Annotated in this window: 12 protein-coding genes and 1 pseudogene; 11 read left to right on the top strand and 2 right to left on the bottom strand. The window is 64.6% G+C overall.

The features are described from left to right. Positions 1 to 31 precede the first annotated feature (31 nt). The 8 genes from QAZ47_RS29475 to QAZ47_RS29440 all read left to right on the top strand — a co-directional run bounded on the left by QAZ47_RS29475 (position 32) and on the right by QAZ47_RS29440 (position 8,029). Positions 32 to 721 (top strand): SDR family NAD(P)-dependent oxidoreductase, encoded by a 690-nt coding sequence (locus tag QAZ47_RS29475; protein ID WP_278231713.1) that lies wholly within the window; start codon positions 32 to 34, stop codon positions 719 to 721. A 193-nt stretch (positions 722 to 914) separates the two neighbouring features. Further along, positions 915 to 1,757, top strand: a complete 843-nt coding sequence (locus QAZ47_RS29470) for a transporter substrate-binding domain-containing protein (protein WP_278231712.1) — start codon at positions 915 to 917, stop codon at positions 1,755 to 1,757. 2 nt (positions 1,758 to 1,759) lie between these two features. After that, positions 1,760 to 3,124, top strand: a complete 1,365-nt coding sequence (locus QAZ47_RS29465) for a cation:dicarboxylase symporter family transporter (RefSeq protein ID WP_278231711.1) — start codon at positions 1,760 to 1,762, stop codon at positions 3,122 to 3,124. After that, positions 3,121 to 3,918, top strand: coding sequence for an amino acid racemase (locus QAZ47_RS29460; RefSeq protein WP_278231710.1), 798 nt, complete (start codon positions 3,121 to 3,123; stop codon positions 3,916 to 3,918). Before QAZ47_RS29465 ends, QAZ47_RS29460 begins: the two co-directional genes overlap by 4 nt. A gap of 210 nt (positions 3,919 to 4,128) precedes the next feature. After that, the gene (locus QAZ47_RS29455; RefSeq protein WP_278231709.1) at positions 4,129 to 4,980 is read left to right on the top strand and encodes a MetQ/NlpA family lipoprotein; all 852 of its coding nucleotides are present in this window, start codon (positions 4,129 to 4,131) and stop codon (positions 4,978 to 4,980) included. Positions 4,981 to 5,063: 83 nt separating this feature from the next. Beyond that, complete coding sequence (locus QAZ47_RS29450; protein ID WP_278231708.1) at positions 5,064 to 6,149, top strand: methionine ABC transporter ATP-binding protein; 1,086 nt, start codon at positions 5,064 to 5,066, stop codon at positions 6,147 to 6,149. Next, on the top strand, positions 6,130 to 6,786 hold the full coding sequence (locus QAZ47_RS29445) for a methionine ABC transporter permease (RefSeq protein WP_278231707.1): 657 nt from the start codon (positions 6,130 to 6,132) through the stop codon (positions 6,784 to 6,786). Before QAZ47_RS29450 ends, QAZ47_RS29445 begins: the two co-directional genes overlap by 20 nt. Positions 6,787 to 7,012: 226 nt before the next feature. Beyond that, positions 7,013 to 8,029 carry an isopenicillin N synthase family oxygenase gene (locus QAZ47_RS29440; protein WP_278231706.1) on the top strand — a complete coding sequence of 339 codons (1,017 nt, stop codon included), beginning with the start codon at positions 7,013 to 7,015 and terminating at the stop codon, positions 8,027 to 8,029. Positions 8,030 to 8,290: 261 nt separating this feature from the next. On the opposite strand, the pseudogene QAZ47_RS29435 reads toward QAZ47_RS29440, so the two are convergent. Beyond that, a pseudogene (locus QAZ47_RS29435) lies at positions 8,291 to 8,908 on the bottom strand (fumarylacetoacetate hydrolase family protein); the annotation flags it as partial. A gap of 143 nt (positions 8,909 to 9,051) precedes the next feature. Between QAZ47_RS29435 and hpaR the strand changes: the two are divergent. Further along, on the top strand, positions 9,052 to 9,456 hold the full coding sequence (gene hpaR, locus QAZ47_RS29430; protein ID WP_278207982.1) for a homoprotocatechuate degradation operon regulator HpaR: 405 nt from the start codon (positions 9,052 to 9,054) through the stop codon (positions 9,454 to 9,456). A 323-nt stretch (positions 9,457 to 9,779) separates the two neighbouring features. Here the strand turns inward: hpaR and QAZ47_RS29425 are convergent, their stop codons facing one another. Next, positions 9,780 to 10,682, bottom strand: coding sequence for a LysR family transcriptional regulator (locus tag QAZ47_RS29425; RefSeq protein ID WP_278231705.1), 903 nt, complete (start codon positions 10,680 to 10,682; stop codon positions 9,780 to 9,782). 101 nt (positions 10,683 to 10,783) lie between these two features. Here QAZ47_RS29425 and QAZ47_RS29420 point away from each other — a divergent pair, with 101 nt between their 5' ends. Together QAZ47_RS29420 and QAZ47_RS29415 are read left to right on the top strand one after the other, a co-directional pair. Continuing rightward, complete coding sequence (locus QAZ47_RS29420) at positions 10,784 to 11,770, top strand: zinc-dependent alcohol dehydrogenase family protein (protein WP_278204433.1); 987 nt, start codon at positions 10,784 to 10,786, stop codon at positions 11,768 to 11,770. Between the two features lie 49 nt (positions 11,771 to 11,819). Next, positions 11,820 to 12,341 carry a hypothetical protein gene (locus QAZ47_RS29415; protein WP_278231704.1) on the top strand — a complete coding sequence of 174 codons (522 nt, stop codon included), beginning with the start codon at positions 11,820 to 11,822 and terminating at the stop codon, positions 12,339 to 12,341. The last annotated feature ends 88 nt before the right edge of the window (positions 12,342 to 12,429 follow it).

Genomic DNA, 12,429 nt, shown 5'->3' with positions numbered 1-12,429 from the left:
TCGGCCGAACATCATCGCAAGGAGGAACGACATGGCAGCCAATGTCGCAGTGATCGCAGGCGCTGGAGCTGGCCTCAGCGCCTCCCTGGCGCGCCTCCTCGGCAAGGAAGGCTACCGCGTCATCCTCGCCGCCCGCAATGTCGACAAGCTGGCCGCACTGGTCGAGGAGACCGGCGCACAGGCGGTGGAGACGGATGTGTCGGATGCCACCTCCGTCGCGCGGCTGTTCGACGCCGCGGACAAGGCCGGCCCGCTCGAAATTGCCGTCTTCAACGCCAGCGGCCGCACGCGCGGCCCGATCGCCGAGCTCGATCCCGAGGCGGTCAAGCAGGCCCTGCTCGTCGGCGCCTATGGCGGCTTCCTCGTCGGTCAGCAGGCGGCCCGCCGGCTCGTCGCGCGCGGCGCCGGCTCGATCCTGTTCACGGGCGCGACCGCGAGCCTCAAAGGGTTCTCCGGCTCGGCCGGTTTCGCCATGCCGAAATTCGGGCTGCGCGGGCTGGCGCAGTCGATGGCGCGTGAGCTTTCCCCTAAGAACATCCACGTCGCGCATTTCATCATCGACGGCCAGATCGAACCGCCCGGACAGGCGCCCGAGCCCGACCGTCCTGATCGTCGCCTCTCGCCCGACGCGATCGCCGAGACATACCTCGCGGTCCATCGCCAGCATCGCAGCGCCTGGAGCTTCGAGGTCGAGCTCAGGCCATGGGTTGAGACGTTCTGACAACCCGCGCCGATTGCTGACAGTTACACGGCCCCTGCGGTGTCCATGTCATATTAGCCATGGTGCATGTTTCGTTGCTCTGGCCACTAGTAATATTTAAAGCTTTAAAAGATACCTTTGTTTAACCTCGGCGTGCATACTGCGAGTTGGTCGGATTTGTTACTGGAATCCCTGAACGAATAGAGAAATGCGCATGTCGCTTACACGTCGCACGCTGCTTACAGCCGGAGGCGGCGGTTTGCTGATCGCGCGAGCGCGGGCGGCGCCAAACAGCCCGGCGCAGCAGGCGGAGAACGCCCCGCAGCCAATCACGGGCGACAATAGACTGCGCATCGCCATGCCGGCCTTTGCGTCCGATCCATTCTTCCCGGCCGATGGGGCGGGAGACAAGGGCATAGACATGGAACTGGCCCGCGGCATAGCCGCGGAGCTTGGCGTCGAGCCGGTGTTCGACCGATCCGCCGTAACGTTCGACGGCATGGTGAAACAGCTGATGTCGGGTCAGGCGGACATAGCGATCGGCAAACTCAGCCGCACTCTTCAGCGCGGCCGTTCGATCCTCTATTCGCGACCCTATGCCATGCTGCATCAGGGGCTGCTCGCCAATCGCCTCAACCTGGCGCGCATTACGCAGGGCAAGCCGCCGGAACAGATCATCCGCGATTTCTCCGGCGATCTCGGGGTGATCGAGGGTTCGTCATTCGCCACCTATGCGGCCACGACCTTCCCGCATGCGCAGATCCGTCGCTTCGCCGGCTGGAATACGGTTGTCGATGCGATCCGGAGCGGAACGATCGACATGGCCTATCGCGACGATTTCGAGATCAAGAAGCTGATGGTCGACGATCCGTCGATGACGGTCGTGGCGCGTTCGATCACGCTGACTGACAAGGTCGACACCATTGCGGTCGGCGTCCGGCCGGACAATCCGCATCTCGCGGCCTTCGTCGACCTTTATCTCGATCTCGCCCGGGGCCAGCAGGTTCTAAACACCGACGAGATCATCGCGCGCTATCGCTTGGGGAGCAAAGCCTGACGATGACCGTCGCCGACGTAGCCGAACCCTTGCCTTTCGATTGGCGCCTGGCGGCAAGGCGCATATTGCGCTCGCCTGTGACGACGCTGGCGATGATCGCGGCGGGCATCCTGTGCGGTCTCTACTATCCAGGGTTCTCCCACGCGATCAACCCTGTCGCGCAGGTCTATCTGAATTTCCTCAAGATGGTCGTCCTGCCCTACCTGGTGTCGTCGGTCATCTTCTCCATCACGGCGATGGTCCAGGATCCGAAATCGGTCCGCTACCTGGGCAAGGTGGGCATGGCCGTACTGGTCGTCTCGTTCCTGGCCGTGCTGGTGAGTGGCATATATTCGCTGGTCCTGCAGCCGGGCCAGATCGAGAACCCGCAGTCGCGCATCGAGCTCGGCGAGTTCATCAATTCCCAGGGCAGCGTATCCACCGATCTCGAATTCCCGTTCCAGCCGCCGCCATCCAATGCCGGCGCAAACGGCGAGCATTCGATCCTGCTCGACCTGGTGCCCAACAACGTCTTCAACGCGCTGGCCTCGGGCCAGACCATCCAGGTCCTGCTGTTCTGCCTGCTCTTCGGGCTCGCAATGGGCAAGATCCCTCAGCCCTCGTCCATGAGCCTGTCCCAGGCGCTCAACGCGGTCTACCGGGCCTGCACGGTGCTGACCAACTGGTTCGTCTGGGGGCTGCCCGTCGCAACCTTCATCCTGATCGCCGACCAGACCGCCTCGACCGGAACCAGGCCGCTCACGCTGATGGGCGGCTACCTGCTGGTGATGGGCCTGTCCTGCCTCACATTCCTCGCCGTTGCATTTGCAGTCATCGCCATCCGATCGCGACGCAGCTACTGGACGACCATCAAGACCCTTCAGCCCCTTCTCATGGTGGCGATCACCACGCGCTCCACGGTCGCCTCGCTTCCGTGGGTCATCAACCTGTTGAGCGAGCGGCTGAGGTTCAGCCTGGTGGTGGTCGAGCTGCTCGTGCCGCTGCAGGCGGCCTTGCTGCGGACCGGCCCTGCGCTTCTCTACACCTCGGGCACCTTGTTCATCGCCCAGCTCTACGGCCATCCGCTTGGCGTGCCCGACCTCCTGCTCGTCGGCATCGTTTCGGCGCTTCTCGCGCTCACGACCGGCGGCATGGGCAGCCTGCTCATCTTGTCGCAGATGTCCATCGTGTGCGGCTACCTGAAGCTTCCTTTCGAGGCGGCCTTCGCCCTGTTCGTCGCGGTGGATGCTGCCGTGGATACGTTCATGACGCTGTCCAGCGTCAGCACCGTCGCGGCGAGCACGGCCATGATCGCGCCCAGTCACAGGGAGGCGCCGCAGGCTGCCGAAATCGTCCAGGAAGTGCCCGAAGCCGAGCCCGCCCGATGATCGACGACAGCATCCGTCCTGAGCTCGGCATCATAGGCGGTCTCGGGCCGCTTGCGTCGGCCGACTTCTACTTCAAGCTGACCCGGATGACCGAGGCGCTCCGCGACAACGAGCATGTGCCCGCCGTCATCCTCAGCGTGCCGCAACTGCCCGACAGGACGGAAGCGATCCTCGGCAACCATGACGGGCCGCTGGCGCCGCTGCAAGCCGCTGTCTCGACGCTCAATGCGCTGGGCGTCGCGTGCATCGCGATGCCGTGCAACACCGCCCATCATTGGTACGATCAACTGGCGGCGAACTCGCGCGCGGAGATCATTCATATCGGCGATGCCGTGGTGACGGAGATCCGTCGCTGCCAGGACCACGGACGGGTTGCGAACCTCGCAACCCGAGGCACGCTCGTCTCCGGCTTCTATCAGGAGAGGATAGCGGCGGCGGGGTTCGACCTATGCCTTCCCGCGAGCAAGGAGTTTCAGGAAAGCGTCGACAACGCGATCGCCCTCGTCAAGGCCGGCTCGATCGTGGATGCGGCGATTGAGGCCGAGCGCGCGCTTCATCTCGCGCGATTGGCTGGCGCCGATGCCGCCCTGCTCGGTTGCACCGAACTGTCGGTGGTGGCCGCCAGCCTCAACGACACGAACGGACTGATCGTCATCGACAGCAATGCGGCCTTGGCGCGAGCCTGCCTGACACGATTGGGCTTTGGCGCGCAGGAAGCGCGAGGCCTGCCGACCGTTTCGCGGCTGCCGGCGCATGACCGATTGCCCTGGCCCGTCGCACAGCGGGCTTCATAAACGCCCGCCGCTCCGATCTTGCGCCGCGTCGAATATCTGCCGGCGGCGGCCAGCGTTCTCCAAGTCACAAAATCTTTGAGAGAATATTTTCCGCCTCCCGTTTGATAGGAAAAGCGCTTCTTTGCCCAGCCGGGCAGCATTGGTGATGCTGATATCGAGGCTTCGCATTCCGCCAGGCCGAAATGATTTCAGGATCGCAAGGAACGCATCATGTCCGAACGCGGCAACGCTTCAAATTCTCTCGCTAAGTCAATCACCAGACGCGCCGGACTTGCCGCACTTTTGGCCGCGACATTTGCCGTCATAGGCCTCGCCCAGCCGTCGCCGTCCCTCGCCGAGGACAAGAAGGCGATCAAGGTCGGCATCATCAGCGGCGAGGACGAGGATGTCTGGCGTGTCGTCACCGCCGAGGCGGCCAAGAAGGGACTGACGATCGAAACCGTCGTCTTCAACGACTACACCCAGCCCAACGAAGCGCTTGAGCGCGGCGAGATCGACGCCAACGCCTTCCAGCACAAGCCTTACCTCGACAACCAGATCAAGACTCAAGGGTATCACATCGTCCCGGTCGGCTATACCGGCGTCTGGCCGATCGGCCTCTATTCGAAGAAGCACGCCAAGGTCGCCGACCTACCGGAAGGCGCCGTCATCGGCCTGCCGAACGATCCCTCCAACGAAGGCCGCGCGCTGCATGTCCTTGAGCATGAGGGGCTGATCAAGCTGAAGGACGGCACCGGCATCCTGGCCACGACCGCCGACATTGCCGAGAACCCGAAGAAGCTCGAGATCAAGGAGCTCGACGCCGGCATCGTCGGCCGCTCGGTCGACGATCTCGACGCCGCCGTGGTCAACACCGACTGGGCGCTGAAGAGCGGCCTTGGCCCGGAGCAACGCATCGCGCAGGAGCCGGTGGCGGACAATCCCTACCGCAACTTCATCGCGGTCAAGGCCGGCAGCGAGAACGAACCCTGGGTTAAGACGCTGGTCGCTTCCTATCAGAATGAAACCGTCAAGGCCGAGTTCGACAAGGTCTACAAGGGCACCGGGATCAGCGCCTATTGATCGGGGCCTGGCTGGCAGGAACGGGCGGTTCGCCGGCGAGCGGGCCGCCGTCGCGTTTGCGCAGCGCTGAAACGGACATAGCAATGAACCAGCATGTCAAGGCCGAGATAGCCGAACCGGTCCACATCCGGCCCACGGGGACGGAAGATGTCGTCCGTCTCGTCGGCCTGAAGCGCAGCTTCGGCGCGACGGCGGCGCTCGACGGCGTCTCGCTCACGGTTCGCAAGGGCGAGATCCTCGGCATCATCGGCCGCAGCGGCGCCGGCAAGTCGACGCTGATCCGCTGCCTCAACGGCCTGGAGCGGCCGGATTCGGGCGAGGTCTTCATCGAGGGCCGCGAGATCAGCCGTCTGAGCGAGCGCGACTTGCAGCCGCTGCGCCGCCGCATCGGCATGGTCTTCCAGCACTTCAACCTTCTGTCGGCGAAAACCGTCGAGGAAAATGTCGCGCTGCCGCTCAAGATCGAGGGGCGGCCGCGCGCCGAGCGCATGGCACGCGCCGCCGAATTGCTGCAACTGGTAGGTCTGTCGGAGAAGGCGAAAGCCTATCCAGCCTCGCTCTCGGGCGGACAGAAGCAGCGTGTCGGCATCGCCAGGGCGCTCGCCGCGCGACCGGCTCTGCTCTTATCCGACGAAGCGACCTCGGCGCTCGATCCGGAGACGACGCGCTCGATCCTGGCGCTGCTCAAGGACATCAATTCCAGGCTCGGCCTCACCATTTTGCTCATCACCCATGAGATGGAGGTGATCCGTTCGATCGCCGACCGCGTGGCGGTGATCGACGCCGGCCGCATCGTCGAGGAGGGCGCCGTCTGGCAAGTCTTCGCCGATCCGAAATCCGAGATCACGCGCAGCCTGCTCGGCGCGATCCGGCCGCAACTGCCGCCCGAGATCGCCGGCCGGCTGGCCGTGGGCGAGGGCGCAGAGACGATCCTCAAGGTCGATGTGGCCGGCGATGCGGCGCGCGGTCCGCTGCTGTCCGATCTGAGCGACAGTGTGCCCGGCCCGATCCGCCTCGTGCATGGCGGCATCGACCATGTCCAGCAGCAACCAGTCGGCACGCTGTTCCTCGCCGTCCCCGACAGCGGGGGTCTCGCGCAGACAATCGCATTCCTGAAAGACCGCGGCGCGCGGGTGGAGGTGCTTGGCCATGTCGCCAGTCCTGTTTGAACTCCTGCTTCGCTCGATCTGGGAGACCGTGCTGATGACCGGCGCTTCCGGTCTCATCTCGCTGGTCTTCGGCCTGCCGCTCGGGCTGGCGCTGGTCGCCACCGATCGCGGCGGCATCGCCGAAAACCTCTGGGTGAACCGCGTCCTCGGCGCTTTGATCAACGGCTTCCGCTCCGTGCCCTTCATCATCCTGCTGGTGGCGCTGATCCCTGTGACGCGGCTGATCGTCGGCACCTCGATCGGTACCTGGGCGGCGATCGTTCCGCTGTCGATCGCCGCAACGCCCTACTATGCCCGCATCGCCGAAGTGTCGCTGCGCGAGGTCGACCCCGGCCTGATCGAGGCGGCGCGCGCCATGGGCGGCAATCGCTGGACGATCATCCGCGAGGTGCTGGTGCCGGAAGCGCTGCCGGGCATCGTCGCCGGCTTCACGGTGACGCTGGTGACGCTGGTCGGCGCCTCGGCCATGGCCGGCGCCATCGGTGCCGGCGGTCTCGGCGACCTTGCCATCCGCTATGGCTACCAGCGTTTCGAGACTAGCGTCATGATCGCCGTGGTCGTCGTTCTGATCGTGCTGGTCTGCGGCATCCAGTGGATCGGCGACCGCCTGGTGGCGCGGCTCGATCATCGCGCATGAGCGCTTGGGCCGGCGGCGGTCGCATCGAACGCAATTTGCCGCAAAAGCCCGGATTTGAGCGGCGGCTTGCTCCGTTTGCAATGAGATTGGTCGGCGCGTTTCTTCACCTCCAATGACGCGCATGTCATCGTGCGGCGGGGTCGCCAGAGCAATTCCAGGAAAAGTGCACAGCGGTTTTTCCGTCCGGATTGCGAAAACAAAGAGTTGCCGCAGGAGGAGCCTGTCCATGGCCAGAATAATTCCGGTGCTCGATCTCGACCGCCTTGAACAGGGCGCGTCGGAACTGCGGACTTTCTTGTTTGACCTGCGAACGGCGGCCCGCGATGTCGGCTTCTTCTATCTCAGCGGCCACGGCATAGCACAGTCCGATATCGACGCGGTGCTCAATGCCGCGCGCCACTTCTTTGCCTTGCCCGAAGCCGACAAGCTCGCGATCGAAATGGTGAAGTCGCCTCAGTTCCGCGGCTATACGCGCGCCGGCGGCGAACTGACCAAGGGCAAGGCCGACTGGCGCGAGCAGCTGGACATAGGCGTCGAGCGCGCGACCATTTCGCAAGGGCCGGGGGTGCCGGTCTGGACGCGCCTGCAAGGTCCGAACCAGTGGCCCGCCGCGCTGCCCGAGCTGAAGCCGGCGCTGCTCGCCTGGCAGGCCAAGGCGACAGAGGTTGCGATCCGCCTGCTCAAGGCCTTCGCGCTCTCGCTCGATCAGCTGGAAGACGCTTTCGATCCGATCTATCGCGGCGAGCCCAACCACCGCATGAAGATCGTTCGCTATCCCGGCCGCGACGCCACCGGCGACGACCAGGGCGTCGGCGCGCATAAGGACGGCGGCTTGCTCACCCTTCTGTTGCAGGACGAGAACAAGGGGCTTCAGGTCGAGTATGACGGCAGCTGGGTCAATGTGGACCCGATCCCGCGAACGCTCGTGGTCAATATCGGCGAGCTGCTCGAGCTCGCCTCGAACGGCTATCTGAGGGCAACCGTGCACCGCGTCGTCACGCCGCCGGCCGGCGTCGAGCGGATATCGGTGCCGTTCTTCTTCAGCGCCCGTCTCGACGCGACGATCCCGCTGCTCGACCTGCCGGAGGAACTGGCGGCCGAAGCGCGGGGTCCGGCCAGCGATCCCGACAATCCGCTGTTCCGCAACGTCGGCACCAATCTGCTGAAGAGCCGGCTGAGGTCGCATCCCGACGTGGCGCGGCGGCACTATGCCGATCTGCTGGAAAAGGCCACGGCCGGCTGAGCTTTGCCTGCGCCCGAGCGATATTTTTTCGCGTTTCGGCTATTTTTTGGAATTCCGTTCGTCGCAAACCGGCCGGCCAAAGCCCAAATAACAGGTGTCGTCCGGTGTTTTCCTCCCATTGCGCCGGGCGATGTTCCCCTCTGAAGGTTATGACCTTCATTTTTGGCCGGGCCGCTTTGGCGCCCGGCCTTTTTCTTTGGCGCAAGCCATCGCACTGCGGCCACCGCCCGCAATTGCGCAAAAGACAGAAGACTGACGAGGTCAGGCGAAGGCGATGCGGATCATACCAAAGGCTCCGAAATCCGAGACGATCTGGTCGCCATGCCGACATTCGATCGGCCGGATGAAGGAGCCCGAGAGCACCACCTGGCCGGCCTCGATCTGCATCCCGTATCGGTGAAGCCGGTTGGCGAGCCAGACGATGCCCTTGGCTGGATGGTCGAGCACACCGGCGCCGAGCCGGTCTCCTCGACCTCGCCGTTGCGCGACACGATGGCGCCGGTCCAGCGCAGATCCGCCTCGCGCGGGCCGGCGGAGCGGCCGCCGATGACGATGCCGGCATTGGCGGTATTGTCCGAGATCGTGTCGAAGAAGGTCCTGATCTTGCCGGTCTCCTTGTTCATCCGCTCGATGCGGGTGTCGAGGATTTCCAGTGCCGGGGTGATGTGACTGGTGGCGTCGAGCACGTCGTCGATCGAAATGTCGGGACCGGCGAGCGGCGCCTTCATCACGAAGGCGATCTCGGCCTCGATGCGCGGCTGGATGAAGCGGCCGGCCGGCACCATGCCGCCGTCCTCGAAGAACATATTGTCGAACAGGATGCCGGAATCCGGGATGTCGATGCTGAGCGCGGACTCAAGCGTCGTTCTCTAAGCCAATGTAGCGTCCGGGCGTGGGATTGCCGCTCCCGGCAAAATCGCGGATATAGCTCGATAGCCGTCGAGTTTTGTCTCGAGTCGCGAGCGGAACCTGGAATTGGAGACCTGACCTTGCTACCGCCCAGCACTCGCCGTTCGCTGCCGATGGCTCTGCTTCGCGCTCGCGAAGTCATCATGGCGCATTTCCGGCCGATGCTTGCCCGCCACGACATCACCGAGCAGCAATGGCGCGTGTTGCGTGTGCTTGCCGAAACCGGTCCGCTGGAGGCAACCGAGCTTGCCAACCGCGCCTCGATCCTGCCGCCCAGCCTCACCCGCATCATCAAGGCGATGGAGGAGCGCGAGTTCATCACCCGCAACAAGGTCAAGGACGACGGCCGCCGTGCGCTGCTCGCGATCAGTCCGGCCGGCCTGGCGCTGATCGAGGAGCTGGCGCCCGAGCGCGTCGCCATCTACGACGCCATCGAAAGGCGCTACGGCGCCGAGCAGCACGAGCGCCTGCTCGACATGCTGGAAAGCCTGATCCAGTCGGAGACGGTGGAGAGCTGAGCGCTTTTCCTTCTCCCCTTGTGGGAGAAGGTGGCCGAGCGAAGCTCGGTCGGATGAGGGGTGCTCCAGCTTGGCGATACGTTCGAAATCGTCGCCGCCTCATTCCTTCCAATATCCCTCATCCGTCTCGGCGCTGCGCGCCGATCCACCTTCTCCTACAGGGGGAGAAGGGAAGGCGCATTCCTCACCCGCCAAAACTCCCCATCGACAAATACACGGACCTGAAGACGGCGTGGATCAATCTCGGAAACCATTCAGGGGTTGCCCACAATGAAATCGGCGCAGCGGCTTGGTGCGATGCAACGCCTAAAGTCGGCGTAAAACTAGCTCATCATTCTCGGCAGACCCGCCGCCAGCGCATCGACGGCCAGCCGCACTTTCAGCGGCAGATGCGGCGTTTGCAGCCAGAGCGCGTGGCAGTCGTAGAGATAGTCCGCCTGGTCCGGCAGCAGCCGGACGAGCTCGCCGGCGTCGATGCGCTTACGCACCAGCCAGTAAGGTAGCCAGGCGAGACCCATGCCCTCGGTCGCCGCGTCGGCGATCGCGTCGAAGTCGTCGAGCCGCAGCCGGCCGGCCGGGGCGACCTCGGCGACCGAGCCGTCGTCGCGCGGGAACAGCCAGGGCTGCAGCACATGGCCGAGCCGCCGATAGATTAGCGCCTGATGGCCGGCGATGTCTTCGAGCCGAAGCGGCTGGCCGAACCTCTCAATGTAGGTGGGCGAGGCGCAGACGATCATGCGCTGGCGGGCGACGCGTCGCGCGATGATGCCGGCCCTGTCGTCCAGCGCTCCCGTGCGGATCGCCAGATCGAAACCGTCCTCGACGAGGTCGGCGAAGCGGTCGCTGAGCGACAGGTCGATCTCCAGCGTCGGATAGCGCCGCGCGAGTTCGAGCAGGATCGGGGTCACGCAGTGCCGGCCGAAATGCGCCGGCATCGTCACGCGCAGTTTGCCGCGAGGTTCCGACAACTGGTCGGCCGCCAGAGCATCGGCGGCTTGCGCCTCCGCCAGCACGATGCGGCAGCGCTCGTAATAGGCGCGGCCGAAATCGGTCAGGCTCTGCCGGCGCGTCGTACGGTTGATGAGGCGCACGCCCAGGCGCTCCTCGAGGAAGCGGACATGCTTGCCGACCATCGGCCCCGACAGGTCGAGCGCCGCCGCGGCAGCCGCGAACGAGCCGAGGTCGACCGCCTTGACGAACACTTCCATGCTTTCGAGGCGATCCATATTCAAAACCAATCGTTTCGACTGTTCTGCTTAGCGCGCGATTTATCCGCTTCGGATGCCTCTGCATAGTCCATTCCGTCGATTGGATTTGGAGTGCACTGATGGCAAGGGTTGTTCGCTTTCACCGTCACGGCGGCCCCGACGTGCTGCGCATCGAGGATGTCGAGGTGCCGCCGCCCGGTCCGGGTGAGCTGCGGATCCGCGTCAAGGCGCTGGGCTTGAACCGCGCCGAGGCCCTGATGCGCAAGGGTGCCTATATCGAGGCACCGGCGCTGCCGTCAGGCCTCGGCCTCGAAGCGGCCGGCCTCGTCGAGGCGATCGGCGACGGCGTCGATGGTCTTGCGCCGGGCGACGCGGTCAGCATCATCCCGCCGCGCTCGATGGCGCGCTGGCCGGCCTATGGCGAGCTCGTCGCCTTTCCGGCGGATCTCACCGTCAAGCATCCGCCGTCGCTCGGCTTCGAAGCCGCTGCCGCGACATGGATGCAATATCTCACCGCCTATGGCGCGCTGGTCGATATCGGCCGTCTCGGTCGTGGCGAGCCTGTCGTCATCACCGCGGCATCGAGCAGTGTCGGGCTCGCTGCAATCCAGATCGCCAAAATGATCGGCGCCGTGCCGATTGCCGTGACGCGGACGTCGGCCAAGAAGAGCGCTCTGCTCGATGCGGGTGCCGCTCACGCCGTGGCCTTGCAGGAAGAGGACCTGGAGGCGCGCTTGAAGGAGATCGCGCGCGAGGGCGTGCGCGTCGTCCTCGACGCGGTCGGCGGTCCGATCTTCACGCCGCTGACGGCGGCGATGTCGCACGGCGGCATGCTCATCGAATATGGCGGCTTGAGCCCGGAGCCGACGCCGTTCCCGCTGTTCGAGGTGCTCGCCAAGACGCTGACGCTGCGCGGCTACTTGGTGCACGAAATCACCGGCGATCCGGCCCGGTTGGAAGCGGCCAAGCGCTTCATTCTCGACGGCCTCGCGGCTGGCGCGCTGAAGCCGGTCATCGCGAGGACCTTCCCGTTCGACGAAATCGTCGAGGCGCATCGTTTCCTCGAATCTGGCGAGCAGTTCGGCAAGATCGTGGTGACCGTTTGAAGCCTGCGAAAGATTTGAGCTAAGCTTCGCCGCGCTGGAGGCACCTTTCATGGCCGAACGTCCGGGTCGAGGAGAAAGCAACGGAGCCGACGCAAACGGTCTTGCCGACGACGATCCTCGTCTTGCATTCATCTACGAGGAGGCGGTGAGAGGTCTCACTCATCAGCAGAGCGTCGTGGAGAACATGAATACCCGCGCCGGCAGCCTTATCTTCGCCACCGCATTCGCGAACTCGCTGCTCGGCGGCGCGGCCCTCTCCAATGGGCTTGGGCTTTGGGACTGGATCGCGGTGGCCCTGCTGTTCGGCATCGGCGGGCTGATCGTCTTCATGCTTTGGCCCTACCACCAATACGCGTTCCGCTTCGACCCGGAAGAGCTGCTCGAACAATATGTCGATGGCGACAGGCCGGCAACGATGTCGGCCATGCGCCGCGCGCTTGCCTTGCGCATCAAGGCGGACATGGCCAGCAACTGGCGTATCATCCAGCGGCTGCGGGTGGCGTTGCAGATAGCGCTGTTCTTCCTGTTGCTCGACATCCTGGCCTGGCTCTTGGCGATTGCCGGCGTTTGATCCGGAGCCGGCGTCGATAGCCTCATCGGCCCATGGTTCCCGCTGCTGTTCCGGGTTGAGCTCGGATCATGAGTGCGAAAGGTTTCGG

Origin of the sequence: Mesorhizobium sp. WSM4904 (genome assembly GCF_029674545.1) — a bacterium.
In the GTDB taxonomy this organism is placed as follows: Bacteria; Pseudomonadota; Alphaproteobacteria; order Rhizobiales; family Rhizobiaceae; genus Mesorhizobium.
The sequence above is the reverse complement of the archived record's forward strand: the minus strand, read 5'-3'. Positions and strand labels throughout refer to the sequence as shown.

Excerpts from the sequence above, each read along its gene's own strand:
- QAZ47_RS29465 (WP_278231711.1), top strand. The coding sequence starts at position 1,760 with ATGACCGTCGCCGACGTAGCCGAACCCTTGCCTTTCGATTGGCGCCTG.
- hpaR (WP_278207982.1), top strand. The coding sequence starts at position 9,052 with ATGGCTCTGCTTCGCGCTCGCGAAGTCATCATGGCGCATTTCCGGCCG.
- QAZ47_RS29460 (WP_278231710.1), top strand. The coding sequence starts at position 3,121 with ATGATCGACGACAGCATCCGTCCTGAGCTCGGCATCATAGGCGGTCTC.
- QAZ47_RS29455 (WP_278231709.1), top strand. The coding sequence starts at position 4,129 with ATGTCCGAACGCGGCAACGCTTCAAATTCTCTCGCTAAGTCAATCACC.
- QAZ47_RS29475 (WP_278231713.1), top strand. The coding sequence starts at position 32 with ATGGCAGCCAATGTCGCAGTGATCGCAGGCGCTGGAGCTGGCCTCAGC.
- QAZ47_RS29445 (WP_278231707.1), top strand. The coding sequence starts at position 6,130 with ATGTCGCCAGTCCTGTTTGAACTCCTGCTTCGCTCGATCTGGGAGACC.
- QAZ47_RS29450 (WP_278231708.1), top strand. The coding sequence starts at position 5,064 with ATGAACCAGCATGTCAAGGCCGAGATAGCCGAACCGGTCCACATCCGG.
- QAZ47_RS29415 (WP_278231704.1), top strand. The coding sequence starts at position 11,820 with ATGGCCGAACGTCCGGGTCGAGGAGAAAGCAACGGAGCCGACGCAAAC.
- QAZ47_RS29420 (WP_278204433.1), top strand. The coding sequence starts at position 10,784 with ATGGCAAGGGTTGTTCGCTTTCACCGTCACGGCGGCCCCGACGTGCTG.
- QAZ47_RS29470 (WP_278231712.1), top strand. The coding sequence starts at position 915 with ATGTCGCTTACACGTCGCACGCTGCTTACAGCCGGAGGCGGCGGTTTG.
- QAZ47_RS29440 (WP_278231706.1), top strand. The coding sequence starts at position 7,013 with ATGGCCAGAATAATTCCGGTGCTCGATCTCGACCGCCTTGAACAGGGC.
- QAZ47_RS29425 (WP_278231705.1), bottom strand. The coding sequence starts at position 10,682 with ATGGATCGCCTCGAAAGCATGGAAGTGTTCGTCAAGGCGGTCGACCTC.